Source organism: Roseomonas sp. HF4 (assembly GCF_005222755.1).
Taxonomy (GTDB): domain Bacteria; phylum Pseudomonadota; class Alphaproteobacteria; order Acetobacterales; family Acetobacteraceae; genus Neoroseomonas.
Genome location: NZ_STGD01000003.1, coordinates 287,196 through 303,580, shown reverse-complemented (window position 1 = coordinate 303,580; position 16,385 = coordinate 287,196). Strand labels below are relative to the sequence as shown.

16 protein-coding genes are annotated in these 16,385 nt (G+C 73.8%); 8 read left to right on the top strand and 8 right to left on the bottom strand.

Annotation, left to right across the window (positions count from 1 at the left end; all coding sequences use genetic code 11):
• Positions 1-41 precede the first annotated feature (41 nt).
• Both rpoN and hpf read left to right on the top strand, forming a co-directional pair.
• Positions 42-1,517, top strand: coding sequence for an RNA polymerase factor sigma-54 (gene rpoN / locus E8M80_RS07045; RefSeq protein ID WP_137124956.1), 1,476 nt, complete (start codon positions 42-44; stop codon positions 1,515-1,517).
• 120 nt (positions 1,518-1,637) lie between these two features.
• Positions 1,638-2,231 carry a ribosome hibernation-promoting factor, HPF/YfiA family gene (hpf, locus tag E8M80_RS07040; RefSeq protein ID WP_137124955.1) on the top strand — a complete coding sequence of 198 codons (594 nt, stop codon included), beginning with the start codon at positions 1,638-1,640 and terminating at the stop codon, positions 2,229-2,231.
• 255 nt (positions 2,232-2,486) lie between these two features.
• On the opposite strand, the gene E8M80_RS07035 is transcribed toward hpf, so the two are convergent.
• The 4 genes from E8M80_RS07035 to E8M80_RS07020 form a co-directional block, all read right to left on the bottom strand.
• Positions 2,487-4,787, bottom strand: a complete 2,301-nt coding sequence (locus tag E8M80_RS07035) for a DUF563 domain-containing protein (protein ID WP_137124954.1) — start codon at positions 4,785-4,787, stop codon at positions 2,487-2,489.
• Positions 4,784-5,167: a hypothetical protein gene (locus tag E8M80_RS07030; protein WP_170979242.1), complete on the bottom strand. Its 384-nt coding sequence runs from the start codon at positions 5,165-5,167 to the stop codon at positions 4,784-4,786. The genes E8M80_RS07035 and E8M80_RS07030 overlap by 4 nt, the downstream gene beginning before the upstream one ends.
• 46 nt (positions 5,168-5,213) lie before the next feature.
• The gene (locus E8M80_RS07025) at positions 5,214-5,465 is read right to left on the bottom strand and encodes a hypothetical protein (protein WP_137124952.1); all 252 of its coding nucleotides are present in this window, start codon (positions 5,463-5,465) and stop codon (positions 5,214-5,216) included.
• 79 nt (positions 5,466-5,544) lie between these two features.
• On the bottom strand, positions 5,545-5,940 hold the full coding sequence (locus E8M80_RS07020) for an Hsp20 family protein (protein ID WP_137125047.1): 396 nt from the start codon (positions 5,938-5,940) through the stop codon (positions 5,545-5,547).
• Between the two features lie 186 nt (positions 5,941-6,126).
• On the opposite strand from E8M80_RS07020, the gene def reads away from it, so the two are divergent.
• The 3 genes from def to truA all read left to right on the top strand — a co-directional run bounded on the left by def (position 6,127) and on the right by truA (position 8,495).
• Positions 6,127-6,645 (top strand): peptide deformylase, encoded by a 519-nt coding sequence (gene def, locus E8M80_RS07015; RefSeq protein WP_137124951.1) that lies wholly within the window; start codon positions 6,127-6,129, stop codon positions 6,643-6,645.
• A gap of 183 nt (positions 6,646-6,828) precedes the next feature.
• The gene (gene fmt / locus E8M80_RS07010; protein ID WP_137124950.1) at positions 6,829-7,734 is read left to right on the top strand and encodes a methionyl-tRNA formyltransferase; all 906 of its coding nucleotides are present in this window, start codon (positions 6,829-6,831) and stop codon (positions 7,732-7,734) included.
• Positions 7,734-8,495: a tRNA pseudouridine(38-40) synthase TruA gene (gene truA / locus E8M80_RS07005; RefSeq protein ID WP_137124949.1), complete on the top strand. Its 762-nt coding sequence runs from the start codon at positions 7,734-7,736 to the stop codon at positions 8,493-8,495. The genes fmt and truA overlap by 1 nt, the downstream gene beginning before the upstream one ends.
• A gap of 144 nt (positions 8,496-8,639) precedes the next feature.
• Here truA and E8M80_RS07000 read toward each other — a convergent pair whose 3' ends face one another.
• The 3 genes from E8M80_RS07000 to dapD all read right to left on the bottom strand — a co-directional run bounded on the left by E8M80_RS07000 (position 8,640) and on the right by dapD (position 11,252).
• Entirely contained in the window at positions 8,640-9,143 is a 504-nt protein-coding gene (locus E8M80_RS07000; RefSeq protein WP_137124948.1) for a hypothetical protein, read from the bottom strand.
• A gap of 80 nt (positions 9,144-9,223) precedes the next feature.
• Positions 9,224-10,363, bottom strand: a complete 1,140-nt coding sequence (gene dapE, locus E8M80_RS06995) for a succinyl-diaminopimelate desuccinylase (RefSeq protein ID WP_137124947.1) — start codon at positions 10,361-10,363, stop codon at positions 9,224-9,226.
• A 52-nt stretch (positions 10,364-10,415) separates the two neighbouring features.
• Positions 10,416-11,252: a 2,3,4,5-tetrahydropyridine-2,6-dicarboxylate N-succinyltransferase gene (gene dapD, locus E8M80_RS06990; protein ID WP_137124946.1), complete on the bottom strand. Its 837-nt coding sequence runs from the start codon at positions 11,250-11,252 to the stop codon at positions 10,416-10,418.
• Positions 11,253-11,376: 124 nt separating this feature from the next.
• On the opposite strand from dapD, the gene E8M80_RS06985 reads away from it, so the two are divergent.
• Complete coding sequence (locus E8M80_RS06985) at positions 11,377-12,738, top strand: sensor domain-containing diguanylate cyclase (RefSeq protein WP_170979241.1); 1,362 nt, start codon at positions 11,377-11,379, stop codon at positions 12,736-12,738.
• Positions 12,735-13,943 carry a DUF2336 domain-containing protein gene (locus E8M80_RS06980; protein ID WP_137124944.1) on the top strand — a complete coding sequence of 403 codons (1,209 nt, stop codon included), beginning with the start codon at positions 12,735-12,737 and terminating at the stop codon, positions 13,941-13,943. Before E8M80_RS06985 ends, E8M80_RS06980 begins: the two co-directional genes overlap by 4 nt.
• A 2-nt stretch (positions 13,944-13,945) precedes the next feature.
• Here E8M80_RS06980 and argB read toward each other — a convergent pair whose 3' ends face one another.
• Positions 13,946-14,836: an acetylglutamate kinase gene (argB, locus tag E8M80_RS06975; protein ID WP_137124943.1), complete on the bottom strand. Its 891-nt coding sequence runs from the start codon at positions 14,834-14,836 to the stop codon at positions 13,946-13,948.
• A gap of 236 nt (positions 14,837-15,072) precedes the next feature.
• On the opposite strand from argB, the gene E8M80_RS06970 reads away from it, so the two are divergent.
• Positions 15,073-16,377, top strand: coding sequence for an NtaA/DmoA family FMN-dependent monooxygenase (locus E8M80_RS06970; protein ID WP_137124942.1), 1,305 nt, complete (start codon positions 15,073-15,075; stop codon positions 16,375-16,377).
• The last annotated feature ends 8 nt before the right edge of the window (positions 16,378-16,385 follow it).

Genomic DNA, 16,385 nt, shown 5'->3' with positions numbered 1-16,385 from the left:
GCATCGCGGGAGGGCGCTGCCCGGCAGCGCGACGCGGGCTGATGTCCCTCGCCCCGCGCCTCGACCTCCGCCACTCGCAGCAGCTCGTGATGACGCCGCAGCTGCGGCAGGCGATCAAGCTGCTGCAATCCTCCAACATCGAGGTCACGGCCTTCGTCGAGGAAGAGCTGGAACGCAACCCGCTGCTCGAGCGCGACGACCGCCCCCTGCCCGGCCCCGATGCCGGTCGCGGCACCGACCCGCTGCCCGCGGGGCCGGAGGCGCCCGACGCCGCCACCGCCGCCGCCTCCGACGTGCTGCCGGCCGAATCCGCGGCACCCCTCGATACCGAATGGGACAATGTCTACGATGCCGGCACGCCGCCTATGGGCAGCGGCGGCCGCGCGGATTTCGACGACGACCTGTCCGGCATCGACGCGATGCCCGCGCCCGAGAAAAACCTGCGCGAGCATATCGGCGAGCAGGTCCGCCTGACCTTCGCCGACCACCGCGACCGCGTCATCGCGGCCAACCTGATGGCGCTGGTGGATCCGGCCGGGCGGCTCGCGATGCCGTCGGCCGCCATCGCCGCCGCGCTCGGCTGCGAGGAAGCGACCGTCGAGGCCGTCCGCCGGCGCATGCAGCGCTTCGACCCGGTCGGCATGTTCTGCGCCGACCTGCGCGAATGCCTGATGGTCCAGCTGCAGGAGAGGAACCGCTACGACCCCGCCATGGCCGCGCTGCTCGACAACCTAGAGATGCTGGCGCGGCGCGACTTGCGCGGCCTGCAGCGCGTCTGCGGCGTCGATGCCGACGACATGGCCGAGATGGTGGCCGAACTCCGCCGCCTCGACCCAAAGCCCGGCGCGTCGTTCGACGCGCCGCCGGCGCAGACGCTGGTGCCCGACGTGCTGATGCGCCGCGGCCCGGACGACGACTGGATCGTGGAGCTCAACCCCGAGACCCTGCCGCGCGTCCTGCTCAACCGCGGCTTCCACGCCCGCGCCGTGGTCGGCGCCCGGTCGCGCGAGGAGAAGGCATGGGTCGCCGAGCGGCTCCAGACCGCCTCCTGGCTCGTGAAGTCGCTCGAGCAGCGCGCCAACACGATCCTGAAGGTCGCCAGCGAGATCATCCGCCGCCAGGACGGCTTCTTCCGCCACGGCGTCGCGCATCTGCGCCCGCTGATCCTGCGCGACGTGGCCGAGGAGGTGGGGATGCACGAGAGCACCGTCTCCCGCGTCACGTCCAACAAGGCGATCGCGACGCCGCGCGGCACCTTCGACCTCAAGTACTTCTTCACCACCGCCATCGCCGGCACGGCGGGCGGCTGCTCCGTCAGCGCCGAGGCGGTCCGCCACCGCATCAAGGCGATGGTGGACGCCGAACGCGCGGACGACGTCCTCTCGGACGATGCGATCGTCGAACGTCTTCGTTCGGAAGGCGTGGACATCGCCCGCAGGACCGTGGCCAAATACCGCGATGCGCTGCGGATACCGTCATCGGTGCAGCGCAGAAGGGAGAAGGCCGTCCCGGCCTGACCCGACCCAGGCCTGCCCGGCCCGCGCGGAGGATGCGGGCCGCCGATACGGTCGCCGCAGGTCAGGTTTCCTGGGCGCGGCCCCTCCCCTTCTCACTCGGAAGAAGGAGGGCAAAGCCCCATGCATGTCACTGTCGCAGGCAAGCAGGTCGATACCGGAGAGGCGCTGAAGGTCCATGTGCGCGACGGCCTCGAGGCCATCACGCAGAAGTACTTCGACCACGCGATCGAGGCGAACGTCACCTTCCATCGCTCCCGTGCGCATTTCGCCTGTGACATCAACCTCAAGGCCGGGCGCGGCCTGACCATGCGGGCGGAGGGGGAAGGCCCCGACGCCCACCGCGCCTTCGAGGAGGCGGCGGAGCACCTGGCCAAGCGCCTGCGCCGCTATCGCCGCCGGATGAACGAGCACGCCCGCTCCGCCGCCCCGGACCGCGACGCGGCCGCCGAGGCGGCGCCGAAGGGGCGCGAGCGCGTGCTGCAGGCCCATGGCGACGAGGAGGAGGCCGCCCCGCCCGACGGCGCCGACCACGGCGCCATCATCGCCGAGCACCCGGCCGAGATCGCGCTGCTGAGCGTGGGAGAGGCGGTGATGCGCATGGACCTCGCACACGTGCCGGTGCTGATGTTCCGCAACCAGGCGACGCGCGCGCTCAACGTGGTCTATCGGCGCGCCGACGGGAATGTGGGGTGGATTGACCCGGGCGCGGTGTGATCGACAGGAACTCCGCGGGCGTTGGGATTTCGCCGCGGCTGGCGCGCAACCCAGCGCGGCGGGTCTTTCGAACCGGGGGGGGCCTCGAAAGGTTGGGGAAGGAGAACCTCCCCCGAGCCCCCTCCCTTCTCTGGCATCTGGCGCTGATCATGGGTGGTCGGGCGCCAGGTGACGGAGAAGGTTGAGAGTGTGTGGGAGGGGCGTTCCCTCTTCCCCCGCCCTTTCTGCCCAGAGCCGCGACCTCGCCCACCGAAATCAGGCGTCAGCGAGGAAGCGATCGAGCCCGGCCGTCACCTCCCGGATATCGATCGTCCAGCCGGAGCCGACCTCCCCGAACGGCACGAGTGCGATGGCGTGGTCGTGTCCCGCAAGGCGGGAAATGCGCGCGAAGCACGCGAGCGGGCGCATGTCGCCGCCGCTCTCGCGCAGGATCTCGAAGACGCGGCGCCCACGCGGCGCGGCCACCAGGTGCACGAGGCCCGCGCCATGCGGCCCCGCGATGACCTCGGCGCCGCGGAACAGCGCAATCTGCTCGGGCAGTGGCAGCCCGCTCAGCATGACGGCGGTGAAGCCGCGCTCCGCAAGCGCCTCCTCCAACGCCGCCTCGTTCGCGATGGCCCGGCGCGGGGTGTCGCGGCGGGATACATAGAGCCGCCGGGGCGCGTCGGGCGCGCGACCCGCATCGGCACGGGCCGCCATGCGCGCCAGGTAGCCCGCATGCCGGCCAGCGGGGTCCAGGCCCTCGATGCCGGTCGGACCGAAATGCAGGCGCCTGACGAAGGCAGCCGCGCCCGCCTCGGCCAACGGCAAGGGCGCCGCGGCGGCCAAGTGGAGCCACGTCCGCACATATCCCGGCGCGGAAGAGTGGATCAGCACCGGCATGCCTGCCCCCGCGCCATCCAGCCGCCAGGCGAGGCCTGGCAGCACGTCGATCGTCCAGTGGTAGATGTTGCGGTTGGCCTCGACCGCCCAGGCGGCCTCTGCGAACTCCGGTGCGGCGCGCATCGCCTCCAGGCTGGCCGGGGGCACCGGCCGGCCGTTCGACCGGTGTAGTGTCCCGTCGCGGCCCCAGATCTGGCCCGCATCGTTGACGTATACATCCCGCAGAAGCCTCAGGTTGTGCCGCGCCGGCGGGGCGAAGGCATCGCCCTGCGAGGCCACCGCCACGCGGATTTCGCGCGCGACGCGCGCGACGACGCCCGCGCCCTCGAGCACGCGGGGCACGCGCGCGAGTGCCCGGCGCGCCGCAGGGCCCGGCTCCTGGAAGCGCGAGGCCTGGGCAGCGCCGGGGTCGACCCGGCCGCCCGCGGGCAGGCCTGTGCGCAGGATGCTGGTCCGCAACGCCGCGACGCAGGCGCGCCAGGGCGGCGGCAGCGTGCGGTCGCGCAGGATCGTGCCGAGCATCGGCACCATGGCCGCGCGCGCCGCGTCGTCCCGGATGACGGCCGGGTCGGCAAGCAGGACGGCCAGCGCCGCCAGCCCATGGCCACGCACGGCGAGGCGCTGGGCCGCCATGCGCCGCTGCGGCACCGGCAGGCCGACGGCGATGGCGAACTCGGACGCGGCGAAGGGGGCCTTGGGGTCGGGCGCCCCGAGGGCGGCGTTGATCGCGGTCATCACGGCATCGGGCGGGACACCCGTCGGGTTCGCGCCGAGCGCAGCAGCATTGGCCGCAGCCCAGGCGCCGGGGCGCGCAGCATCGGGGGACACGGCGAAAAAGGCGCGGCCACGGGCCTCGCGCATGGTCGCGTCCAGCCGCGCCGTTGCGCGAAGCGCCGCGAGCGCGGCCGGCGCGGCGCCGAGCGCCTCGGCTCGGCGCGTGAGCGCGGCAGTGGTCGCGTCGCGCCCGCGGCGCGTGGCCTCCCGCGCCATCACCAGATGCCAATGGGCCGAACGCGCGCGCCGCGCGCGCAGCAGGGCCGCAAGCCCAACCGCATCCCGTTGCAGCATGAGGTCCAGCGCATCGCGCAGGATGTCGGTGCCGGCGAGCCGGCCGATCGTCGCGTGGCGCATGAAGGGCAGCCAGATGCGCGCGACGCGGTCGGCAGGGCCGGCGCGATCCGCATGCAGGCGGTCGAGCCGGAACCAGGGGTCGGCGACCACCACGGGGAAGGGTGCCAGGTCCTCCTCCCGCACCCCCATCGCGGCGTGCAAGGTGGGGTCGAAGCGGCGGTGGAAGCGGCGGTCGTTCGGCACCTCGGCCGGGTCGATCGACACCTGCGGGGAGACCGCGAGGGCGGCATCGAGGCAGAGCAGGCGGCCATATTTCAGCGCGGCATAGCCGCCCATGCTGTAGCCGTAGCCGATCAACGGCCCGCGCCGCAGCGCGGCCACCACCGGCGCCGCGCGGGCCATGGCCTCGGCCGGATACCAGTTGGGCGACTTCCCCAGGAAGCCGAAGGCCTCGAGGTCGAGCGCCTCGACCGGCCGGTCTGCCCAGATGCGCAGCCCCTGCGGCCGCTGCGCGATGCCGCCGAAGGTCGCGACGGCGAAGCACGACGCGCCCGGCCGATGCACCACGCACAGGTGGTCATCCTCATAGACGATGCGCGTCACGCCGCCGCGCCGTCCTGGCGGCGCCGCAGGAACGCCGCCGCCATGGCGGCGAAGCCGGGCGGCAGGCCGGGCACCGGCGCCACCTGGCCGAGCACGCGCGCGGCGGAGGGATGCATCAGCGCAGCGGCATCGGCCATCACCAGCGCGAGGGCCTCGACCGCGAAGCCGGCGCGTAGCAGGGCAAGGGCGCAGGCCAGACGGCAGGCTGGCGGCAGGGGCGCCGGGATCAGCGCCGCGGCGGCCGCGGCGGCGGCCTCGGGCGTCGCGAGGCGGCGCGCCCTGCGAGCGATCGCGCGGGCGCGGGGCGGCGACATCGCGGCGCGGGCGCGGTCCGGTCCGTCCTGCCCGTTTCCCCCGCCCGGCGCGTCGCTCGTCTCCAAACCGATCCCCTTGGATGGCGGAGCAGGTCCTATTGCAGACGCGGCCTCAATGCACCAGCGCCGGCCCCATCCCGTGCTGGCGGATCGCCGCGGCGGCAAGGTCCATGGTCGGCGCGGCGCCGATCGGCGTGCCGTCGGCGGCGTGGATCGCGACCGCCGGCTGCCCGTCCAGCAGCACCGGCCGCACATAGGCGATCCGCTGGGCGCCGTAGCGCGCCCAGTCGAGCGGCGACAGCGCGCGGAGCTGCGCCGCGGTCAGGTCCGGCGCCTCGTCGTCGAATTCGTCATGATCGTTCATCTCAGGTCTCCTGCCGGGCGTCCCCAAGGGGCCCGCACGGCCTTTGTGCCGGCCCCGGGGGCCCGGCTGGGAAAGGGGGTCAGCCCTGGTCGGGGCGGCCCTCCACGATCGCGGTCGGGCCATTGGTGCGGGCGCCGATCCGGATGGTCTTGACGCGGGTTTCGGGCTGCGGGCGCCGCAGGTCGATATGTAGCAGTCCGTTGTCGAGCCAGGCGCCCTCGACCTCCATCCCCTCGGCCATCACGAAGGCGCGCTGGAACTGGCGCGCGGCGATGCCGCGATGGAGGAAGACGCGCCCCTCGCTGTCGTCCTTCTGGCGGCCGCGGATCACGAGCTGGTTGTCCTCCTGCGTGATCTGCAGGTCGTCCATCGCGAAGCCGGCCACGGCCAGCGTGATGCGCAGCCGGTTCTCGGCCGTCTGCTCGATGTTGTAGGGGGGATAGCCATCGGCATTCTTGCCGACCCGGTCGAGCATCTGCTCGAGGTGGTCGAAGCCGAGGAACAGGGGCGAGCCGAACAGCGACTGGCGTGACACGAGAGAAGCCTCCTCATCCGAGAGCGAAGCGGCGGCGGGACCCGAAGCACCCCGCCGCTCGCAGATTTTGGCGGCCGCGCCGCCGGTTGCAAGGGGGGGCGGCGGGGTCTACATGCGCCCGGCCCGATGACCGACGCCGCCACACTCCCCATCCTGTTCGTCCCCGACCCGCGGCTCCGCGCCAAGGCGAAGCCCGTGGGCGCGTCCGATTCCGCGCGCGTGCGCGATCTCTCGGCGCGGATGCTGGCGGCGATGTACGCGGCGCCCGGCATCGGGCTCGCCGCGCCGCAAGTGGGCGAATTGCTGCGCCTCGTGGTCATCGACCTGCAGAAGGAGGAGGCGCGCGCGCCGATCGTGCTGGTCAACCCCGAGATCGTCGCCGCCAGCGCCGAGACCGCGACGCGCGAGGAAGGCTGCCTGTCGCTGCCCGGCCAGTACGCCGACGTGACGCGCCCCGCGCGGGTGAAGGTGCGCTACCACGACCTCGAGGGCGCGCGGCGGGAGATCGAGGGCGAGGGGCTGCTGTCCGCCTGCCTGCAGCACGAGATCGACCACCTGGATGGCGTGCTGTTCGTGGACTACCTGAGCGCGCTCAAGCGCAACATGCTGCTGCGCAAGCTCGCGAAGGAACTCAAGCGGGCGTGACGGCGGGGAGGGCGCCGCCCTCCCCGGACCCCACCCGCCAAAGGCCGAAGGGCCTTTGGAAACCGATTTTTGGAACCGGTCGTCGATGTCGCGCACCCAGTGTGACGGTTTCCAGAGGCCCTTCGGCCTTTGTTGGGGTGAGGTCCGGAGAGGGGCAAAGCCCCTCTCCGGGACACCCTGAGCATGCGCCTCGCCTTCATGGGCAGCCCCGGCTTCGCGGTGCCGGCGCTGCGCGCCCTGCACGCCGCGGGGCACGACATCGCCGCCGTCTATTGCCAGCCGCCCCGCCCCGCCGGCCGCGGCCAGCGCGAGACCCCCTGCCCCGTCCATCGCGCGGCGCTCGACCTCGGCCTGCCCGTCCGCACGCCTGCCCGCCTGAAGCGCGACGCGGCCGAGCACGCGGCCTTCGCGGCGCTCGGCCTCGATGCGGCGGTGGTCGCGGCCTATGGCCTGATCCTGCCGAGGGCGATGCTGGATGCGCCGCGACGGGGCTGTCTCAACATCCATGCCTCCCTGCTGCCGCGCTGGCGCGGCGCCGCGCCCATCCATGCCGCCATCCTGGCGGGCGACGCCGAGACCGGCATCACCATCATGCGAATGGAGGAAGGCCTCGACACCGGTCCGATGCTGCTGAAGGAGGCCGTGCCGATCTTCCCCGCCACCACGGTGCAGGACCTGCACGACAGGCTGGCCGAGGCCGGCGCGCGCCTCATCCTGCGCGCCCTGGCCGAGGACCCGCCGGGCGTCCCGCAGCCGGAGGAACGCGTCACCTACGCGCCGAAGCTGACGAAGGAGGATGGCCGCATCGACTGGCAAGACGATGCCGCCGCGCTGGAACGTCGCGTGCGCGCGCTCAACCCCTGGCCCGGCACCTTCTTCACCCATGCCGGCGAACAGGTCCGCGTGCTGGCGGCCCGCCCCGTGCCCGGCGCCGGCCCGCCCGGCACGGTGTTGGACGATGCCGCACTGGTGGCCTGCGGGGAGGGCACGCTCCGCCTGACGCGGCTACAGCGGCCGGGCCGCGCGCCGCTCGACGCCGAGGCCTTCCTGCGCGGCTTCAGCCTGGCCCGCGGCACGGTGCTCGGCTGATGGCGACCTACGCGCTGCTGCTGGAATACGACGGCGCGCCCTTCGTGGGCTGGCAGCGCCAGGGGGATTTGCCCTCGGTCCAGCTTGTGCTGGAGGAAGCGGCGGCGCGGCTGAACGGCGGCCTGGTGCCGGCCGTCGTCGCGGCCGGGCGCACCGATGCCGGCGTGCATGCGGAAGGCCAGGTGGCGCATGTGACGCTCGCCGCGGACCTGCCGCCCGAACGCGTGCGGGAAGCGCTGAACTTCCACACCCGCCCGCACCCGGTCGCGGTGCTCGGCGCGGCGGTGGTGGCGCCCGACTGGTCGGCGCGCTTCTCGGCCACGGGCCGCGCCTATCGCTATCGCATCCTGAACCGCGGCGCACGGCCGGCGCTCGACATCGGCCGGGTCTGGCACGTGCAGCGGCGGCTCGACGCGGCGGCGATGCACGAGGCGGCGCAGGGGCTGCTCGGCCGGCACGACTTCTCAGCGTATCGCGCGGCCGCCTGCCAGGCGAAATCCGCGTTGCGCACGCTCGACCGGCTGGATGTCGCGCGCCTGGGGGATGAGGTCGTGATCACCGCCGAGGCGCGGTCCTTCCTGCACCACCAGGTCCGCAACATGGTCGGCACGCTGGCCGAGGTCGGCGCGGGCAAGCGCCCGGCCACCTGGCCGCGCCGGGTGCTGGACGGGCGGGACCGCGGCCTCGCCGGCCAGACCGCGCCGCCCGAGGGGCTGGTGATGACCGGCGTGCACTACGAGCACCCGGTCGCGTGGCGCTGAGAGACCGGTTGGGAATTCCCGCACCGGCCCGCTCCCCCACCCGGCCACCCATCCAGGATACTGTTGTTGGGTGGCCGGGTGGGGGAGCGGGCCGGCGCCGGACTTCAGCATGCGCCCGAAGGCGCAGTCTCAAACGATCGTTGATCAGCCGAGCGCCATCCTGAGGGCGACCCCCGAGAGGAACACGCCGAGCACGAGGTCGAGCGCGACCAGCCCCGTCGCGCGCAACCCGTTCACGCCGAGTGCAGCGCGCGCCGTGAACCACTGCAGCCAGACCGCGTAGCCGAGCCCGAACAGCCCGAGCGCATCGGCCAGGAACGCGGGCGCGCCAACCAGCGCGGGCAGCGAGAAGACCGTCAGCGCCGCGTACTGCACCACGTTCGCCCAGTTCCAGGCTGCGATGAACCGCGGCCAGAGCGCCCGCTTCCCCATCGCATCGACGATCGGCAGGGACGCAAGCGCGAAGCCCGCCCACGAACAGACATAGGCGACGAGGTCGGCCGCGACGGCACGCAGCGGGTCAGCGCCCGCGGCGCCGGGGGATGGGAAGCCCGCGCGCAACAGCAGGAACAACGGCAGGCAGATGAGCGCGGCGAGGAAGGAGGCGCGCGCCTCCTCGACCGTCGGCGCGAAGGCCTGCGCGCCCACCGCGCGGCCGCGCGCGAGCAGCAGCGCGCCGGCCAGCCCGCGCGCGACCGGCCCCGGCGCGGGCGGGGGCTGGGCGCCGCTCAGCCGAGGATCTCCTCGAGCACGGCGCGGTAGGTCGCGGCCAGGCGACGCAGTTCCGCGACCGGCGCGTGCTCGTCCACCTGGTGCAGCGTGGCGCCGACCGCGCCGAATTCCGCCACCGGGCAGTAGCGCGCGATGAAGCGCGCATCGGAGGTGCCGCCGCCGGTATCCAGCGCCGGCGCGACGCCGGTCGCGCGCTGCACCGCGCGCGAGAGCGCATCGACGAAGGGGCCGGGGCGCGTCAGGAAACTCTCCCCCGAGCATTCGGCCTGCATCTCGTAGCGGCAGCCGGCGGCGCGGAGCGCGGCATGAAGGCGGTCGGTCAGGGCCGCGCTGTCGTGCAGGTCGTTGAAGCGGATGTTGAGCATCGCCCGCGCGCTGGCCGGGATCACGTTCGACGCGGTGTTGCCGACATCGAAGCCGGTCACCTGCAACGTGGAGGGCGGGAAGAACTCGCTGCCCTGGTCGAGCGGCGCGGCCAGCAGCGGGCCGAGGGCCGCCACCAGCCGGTGCACCGGGTTGTCGGCCAGCGCCGGATAGGCGCTGTGCCCCTGCTTGCCCTGCACCACGATCCGCGCCGTCAGGCTGCCGCGGCGGCCGATCTTGATGGTGTCGCCGAGCGCGTGGCGGGAGGTGGGCTCGCCGACCAGCGCCATGTCGGGCACCTGGCCGTTGGCCTCCATCCACTCCAGCACCTTCGCGGTGCCATCCACCGAGCGCGCTTCCTCGTCGCCGGTGATCAGCAGCGAGATCGAGCCCGGATGGTCCGGCCGCGCAGCCAGGTAGTCGGCAAGCCCGGCGATGAAGGCAGAGATGCCGCCCTTCATGTCGCAGGCGCCGCGGCCGTACAGCAGCCCGTCGCGCACCTCGCCCGAGAACGGGTCGCCCGTCCAGGCGGCGACATCGCCCGGCGGCACCACGTCCGTGTGCCCGGCGTAGCAGAGATGCGGCGCGCCGGTGCCGCGCCGGGCAAAGAGGTTGTCCACGCGGTAGTCGTCGGGCCCGAACGGCAGGCGCGTGCAGCCGAAGCCGAGCGGCTCCAGCGCCCGCTGCACGACGTCGAGCGCGCCGTCATCCGCCGGCGTGACGGACCGGCAGCGGATGAGCGCCTGCGCCAGCGGGACCGGGTCGGTCGCCATCAATTCGTCCCCCGCCTCCGATGCACGCGCGGTGCTCCGCGACCGGGGGCGATCAATCGCGCAGCAACTCGTTGATCGCGGTCTTGGCGCGGGTCTGCGCGTCCACCCGCTTGACGATGACGGCGCAGTAGAGCGAGGGCCCCGGCGAGCCGTCCGGCAGCGGCTTGCCCGGCAGGCTGCCCGGCACCACCACCGAATAGGCCGGCACGCGGCCCATGAAGACCTCGCCCGTCGCGCGGTCGATCACCTTGGTCGAGGCGCCGATGAAGACGCCCATCGACAGCACCGCGCCGCGCTCGACGATCACGCCCTCGGCCACCTCGGACCGCGCGCCCACGAAGCAGTCGTCCTCGATCACCACCGGGTTGGCCTGCAGCGGCTCCAGCACGCCGCCGATGCCGACCCCGCCCGACAGATGCACGTTCTTGCCGATCTGCGCGCACGACCCGACGGTCGCCCAGGTGTCGACCATCGTCCCTTCATCGACGCGCGCGCCCACGTTCACGAAGGAGGGCATCAGCACGACGTTCTTCGCGATGAAGGCCGAACGGCGCACGACGGCGCCGGGGACGGCGCGGAAGCCCGCTTCCTTGAAGCGATTCGCGCCCCAGCCCTCGAACTTCAGCGGCACCTTGTCGTAGGCGCCCGCGGCGGTGTCCATCGGCGCGGAGTCTGTGAGGCGGAAGGACAGCAGCACGGCCTGCTTCAGCCACTGGTTGACGCGCCAGCCGCCCGCCCCGTCGGGTTCGGCCACGCGGGCGCGGCCGGAATCGAGCGCATCGAGCGCCTCCTCGACCGCCGCGCGATCGGCGCCGCCGGTGCCGGGATTGACCTTGTCACGGCCCTGCCAGAGGGCTTCGATGCGGGCCTGAAGCGCGGGGCTGTCCATGGGCGGCGTCCTGGCTGTTCCTTTGGGCGCGGTTCCTTGGGGCCATGGCGCGGGCCTGTCAACGCGCGTCGGCGGGCGGCGGTCGCTAACCCGTCCTTCACGGCTTCCGCCGTTCCATGCCGCGATGACGACGGCGCTCCGCCCCGAGGACCGGACGGTGACGGTACCGCCTGCAGCGGCGGCGGCCGGCGCGCTGCATGGCGCGCTGCTGGAATCGCGCCAGCGCTGGCAGGACCTGGCGGGCCTCGGCGCAGACATGGTGTTCGAGACCGACACCGCCGGCCGCTTCACCTTCCTCTGGCCCGCGACCGTGCTCGGCCACCGCGCCGATGCGCTGCTCGGCCGTCGGGCGGACAGCCTGCTGCTGGGGGCAGGCGCCAACCCCTTCGCGCTGCGCCAGGCGGTGCGCGGCCAGCGCGCCTGGGTGGCCGATGCGGCGCGCCGGCCGCGCTGCCTCTCGCTCTCGCTCGTGCCGCTCGGCGATGCGCGCGGCGGCTTCGTCGGGCTGCGCGGCGCCGCGCACGACGTGACCGAGCAGGAAACCGCCGCCACCGCCGCCGCCGCGGGGCTGCGCCGGGCCGCGCTGCTCGATGCGCTGGGGGAGAAGGTGCGCCACGCCGCCACCGCCCACGACGCCGCGATGGAGGGGCTGGCCGCGCTGCGCGAGGCGCTCGGCTGCGCCGGTACGGGCCTGCTGGTCCCCGACGGGCCGGGCGCTTCCGTCGCGCTCGCGACCGCCGACCCGCCGCCCGGGCTGCTGGCCGAGGCCGGCGCCGCCATCGCCGCCGACCGGGACTGGGCCGGGCGCCTGGCCGGCGGCGTGCCGGCCGCGCTGCTGCCGCACCAGGGGCGCCACCCGGCCTGCGCCGTGCTGGCCGCCTGGCGGGAGGCGCAGGCCCGAGATTGGGACGCGGAGGACCTTGCCGTGCTGCGCGCCACCGCGCCCATGCTGGGCGCCGTGCTCGGCTTCCACCGCCTGCAGCAGGAACTCGAGCGCCAGGCCGGCACCGATCCGCTCACGGGCCTTGTCAATCGGCGCGCCTTCCTGGCCGCGCTGCAGGCGCGGACCGAGGGCACCGGCACGGCGCGCCAGGGCGCGCTGGTCTTCCTCGACCTCGACAACCTGAAGCCGCTCAACGACCTGCAGGGGCACGAGGCCGGCGACGCGGCGCTGCGCGCCACCGCGCTGCTGCTGCGCCGGACCGCCGCCGAAGGCGACTTCGCCGGGCGCTTCGGCGGCGACGAGTTCGTCCTCTGGATCGAGGGCGCCGACGCCGCCGGGGCAACCGCGCGGGCCGAGGCGCTGCTCGGCGGCGCCGCCGCCTTGCCGCCCGCCGGCGCGCCCCGCTTCAGCCTCGGTATCGCGCTCTGGACCGCCGCCTCGGGCGAGGGCGCGGCCCGCCTCATGGCCCGCGCCGACGACGCGCTCTATGCCGCCAAGCGCGGCGCGCGCGGCGGCTGGCGCGTCGCGGAGGACACGGCATGACCGACCTCAAGCGGGCGGCGCGCATCCTGGGTGACGGCGGCGCCGGGGCGCGCCGCGCGCTGGCCGCCGATCCAGCCGCGCCGCCGGAGGCGCTGTACTACCTGGTGGGCGACGCCGAGCCGGCGGTGCGCAGCGCTGTCGCGGCCAACCCAGCGACGCCGCCGCACGGCTACGCCGCCCTCGCGGCCGACGAGGAGGCCGCGGTGCGCTCCGCGCTCGCGCGCCGCCTCGCGACCCTCGCCCCCGGCCTGCCGCCGGCCCAGTCCGACCGCCTGGCCGACATGGCCTGGTCGGCCCTGGCGCAATTGGCCGCGGACACGGCGGAGGAGATCGCCGCCACGATCGCCGAGGCCCTGGCGGGCCTGCCGGGCGCGCCGCGCGACCTCGTGCGCCGCATCGCCGCCGATCGCCGGATCCGCGTGGCGGGGCCGGTGCTCCGCCTGTCGCCGCTGCTGACCGAGGACGACCTGCTCGGCCTCGTCGCCGCCCCGCCGGTGGCCGCGACCCTCACCGCCATCGCCCGCCGCCCCGCGATCAGCGAACAGGTGGCCGACGCCCTGGTCGAGACCGGCGATGCCGCGGCGATCGCGGCGCTGCTCGGCAACGGCAGTGCCGCGCTGCGCGAGAGCACCCTCGATGCGCTGGTCGTGCAGGCTGCCGAGCGCACCGCCTGGCAGGAGCCGCTGGTGCGCCGTCCGGCGCTGCCGCCACGCGCGGCCGTCGCGCTTGCGGCCTTCGTCGCGGAGGACTTGCTGGCCCTGCTGGCCGCCCGCACCGACCTGCCGGCCGCCGCTGCGGCCGCGATCCGCGCCACCGTCGCGACCCGCATCGCCGGACCGGTCCGTACCGGGGAGACGGCCGAGGATGCGGCCGCGCGCGCCGCGATGCTGCGCGACGCCGGCGCGCTGGATGAGACCGCGATGCAGCGCGCGGCCGAGGCCGGCCAGGCGGCCTTCGTCGCCGCCGGCCTTGCCTTGCTGAGCCGCCTGCCGCGCCAGGCGGTCGACCAGGCGATCGCGACGCGCTGCGCGAAGTCCATCGCCGGCATGTGCGGCCGGGCCGGGCTCGGCACAGCGGCGGCGCGGGCGGTGGTCGCGCTGCTCGCCCCGGGGATGCCGGGCTTCGCGACCGTCGCGCCGGACCTCGTTGGCGACGGCGAATTGCGCTGGCGGGTCGACGCGCTCGCGCGCGCCGCGACGCGATAGCCTCAGGCGCGGATCAGCGTACCCGCGCCGCCGTCGGTGAACAATTCCCGCAGCACCGCGTGCGGCACGCGGCCATCCAGGATGACCGCGCCCTTCACGCCGCGCTCGATGGCGTAGATGCAGGTCTCGACCTTCGGGATCATGCCGCCGGAGATCCAGCCGGCCTCGATGCCGGCCTTCACCTCGGCGACCGTCATTTCGGGGATCAGTTGCTTGTCGGTGTCGAGCACGCCGGGAACGTCGGTCAGCATCAGCAACCGCTCGGCGCCGAGCGCGCCGGCGATGGCACCGGCGGCCGTGTCGGCGTTGATGTTGTAGGTCTGCCCGTCCTCACCCACGCCCACGGGGGCCACCACCGGCACGATGTCGGCGCCGATCATCAGGCGCAGCACGCGTGGGTCGACGCTCGCCGGTTCCCCCACGAAGCCGAGGTCGAGCACGCGCTCGATGTTGCTGTCGGGGTCGCGGTAGCTGCGGGCCAGCTTGCGCGCGCGGATCAGGCCGCCATCCTTGCCCGAGATGCCGACCGCCATGACGCCCGCGCGCGTGATGGCCTCGGCCACCTGCTTGTTCACGGGGCCCGCAAGGACCATCTCGACCACGTCCAGCATCTCGGCATCCGTGACGCGCAGGCCCTGCACGAAGGTCGACTTCACGTCGAGCCGCTTCAGCATGGCGTTGATCTGCGGCCCGCCGCCATGCACGACCACGGGGCTGACGCCGACCTGCTCCAGCAGCGCGATGTCGCGGCCGAAGCGCAGCGCCGTCTCCTCCTCCCCCATCGCGTGGCCGCCGTACTTCACCACCACGATCGCGTCGTCGTAGCGCTTCAGGAAGGGCAGGGCACCGGCCAGGATGGTCATGGCGTCGGGCGTGTCGGGGCTCTCGGTCATGCGCGGCTCGTGCGTCTGGAGGGGGCCGGGGCGGCCGGCGCCGACCCCCTTAGAGCAGAACCGCGCGGGTGGAAATCGCCCGGCGCGGATGACGATCCTGCGGCGGGCCTCGCCTTGCCGCCCCGTGCGCGCCCTGACAGCATGGACCGGCGGCAGCGCCGGAGACCCCGTCAGGGCCGCCCCAGACCCGGAGGTCCCATGGCCCGTCCCGCCGCAGCCGACCGGAACCGCCGCCCATGACAGCGCGCCGGATGCACCTGGTCGCCTACCTCAAGACCGGGCCGACAGCGAACCATCCCGGCGCCTGGCGGCATCCCGAGGCGGCGCTCGACGACATCTTCGACCCCGGCCGCTACGAGCACATCGCCCGCGTGCTGGAGGATGCGCGCTTCGACGCCTGCTTCTACGCCGACACCTTCGGCCTGCCGGACATCCATGGCGGGAACTTCGACGCCTATCTGCGGATGGGCGGGCAGATCTCCTACCTCGACCCGCTGGTGGTGCTGCCGGTCATGGCGCGGGTGACGAAGCACCTGGGCCTCGGTGCGACGCTGTCCACCACGCTGCTGCATCCGTACTGGATCGCGCGCACGCTGGCCTCGCTCGACCTGCTGAGCGGCGGGCGGATGGCGTGGAACATCGTGACCTCGGCGACCGACCTCGAGGCGCGCAACTTCGGGATGGACGGAATCCCAGGCAAGGAGGAGCGCTACGATCGCGCCGAGGAGGTCGTCGCCGCCTGCAACGCGCTGTGGGAGTCCTGGGACGAAGGTGCCATCGTCGCCGACCGGGAGGGCGGTGTCTTCGTCGATCCGACGAAGGTCCGCTACACGAATTTCGAAGGCCGTTACGTGCGCACGCGCGGGCCGCTGGCCATGCCGCGCACGCCGCAGGTGCGCCCGGTCTTCATGCAGGCGGGGTCGTCCGATCGCGGGCGGGACTTCGCCGCGCGCTGGGCGGAGCTGGTCTTCTGCACGCCGCATACGATGGCCGATGGCATCGCCTTCACCAGCGACCTCAAGGCGCGCATGGCGAAATTCGACCGCGCACCGCAGGACTGCAAGGTGCTGCCGTCCTTCATGACGGTGATCGGCGAGACGCAGGCGATCGCGCAGGAGAAGTACGAATACCTGCAATCGCTGATCGATCCCGACGCACAGCGGATGCTGAATTCGGCGCTGATGGGCGTGGACCTGTCGAAGGTCGCCTCGCCGGAGGAGATGCGGGCACGCCAGGGCAATCAGGGCATCGTGGGCTCGCAGGACCGCGTGCTGCAGGTGATGCGGCAGGAGGGCATCGGCTTCCAGGATGCGGTGGCGAAGCCGCGCTCGCTGCTGGTCGGCACGCCCGCCACCATCGCGGACACGCTGGAGGAATGGTTCACCGCCGGGGCGTGCGACGGCTTCATCATCACGCCGACCGTGCATCCGCGGATGTTCGAGGAATTCTGCCGGCTGGTGGTGCCGGAGTTGCAGCGGCGCGGGCTGTTCCGGCGGGAATATGCGGGGGCGACGCTGCGGGAGAATCTGGCGCGGGCGTAGGCGGAGAT

Coding starts and splice junctions, on each gene's coding strand:
- rpoN (WP_137124956.1), top strand. CDS start 42: ATGTCCCTCGCCCCGCGCCTCGACCTCCGCCACTCGCAGCAGCTCGTG.
- hpf (WP_137124955.1), top strand. CDS start 1,638: ATGCATGTCACTGTCGCAGGCAAGCAGGTCGATACCGGAGAGGCGCTG.
- E8M80_RS07025 (WP_137124952.1), bottom strand. CDS start 5,465: ATGAACGATCATGACGAATTCGACGACGAGGCGCCGGACCTGACCGCG.
- E8M80_RS07020 (WP_137125047.1), bottom strand. CDS start 5,940: ATGCTCGACCGGGTCGGCAAGAATGCCGATGGCTATCCCCCCTACAAC.
- def (WP_137124951.1), top strand. CDS start 6,127: ATGACCGACGCCGCCACACTCCCCATCCTGTTCGTCCCCGACCCGCGG.
- fmt (WP_137124950.1), top strand. CDS start 6,829: ATGCGCCTCGCCTTCATGGGCAGCCCCGGCTTCGCGGTGCCGGCGCTG.
- truA (WP_137124949.1), top strand. CDS start 7,734: ATGGCGACCTACGCGCTGCTGCTGGAATACGACGGCGCGCCCTTCGTG.
- dapE (WP_137124947.1), bottom strand. CDS start 10,363: ATGGCGACCGACCCGGTCCCGCTGGCGCAGGCGCTCATCCGCTGCCGG.
- dapD (WP_137124946.1), bottom strand. CDS start 11,252: ATGGACAGCCCCGCGCTTCAGGCCCGCATCGAAGCCCTCTGGCAGGGC.
- E8M80_RS06985 (WP_170979241.1), top strand. CDS start 11,377: ATGACGACGGCGCTCCGCCCCGAGGACCGGACGGTGACGGTACCGCCT.
- E8M80_RS06980 (WP_137124944.1), top strand. CDS start 12,735: ATGACCGACCTCAAGCGGGCGGCGCGCATCCTGGGTGACGGCGGCGCC.
- argB (WP_137124943.1), bottom strand. CDS start 14,836: ATGACCGAGAGCCCCGACACGCCCGACGCCATGACCATCCTGGCCGGT.
- E8M80_RS06970 (WP_137124942.1), top strand. CDS start 15,073: ATGACAGCGCGCCGGATGCACCTGGTCGCCTACCTCAAGACCGGGCCG.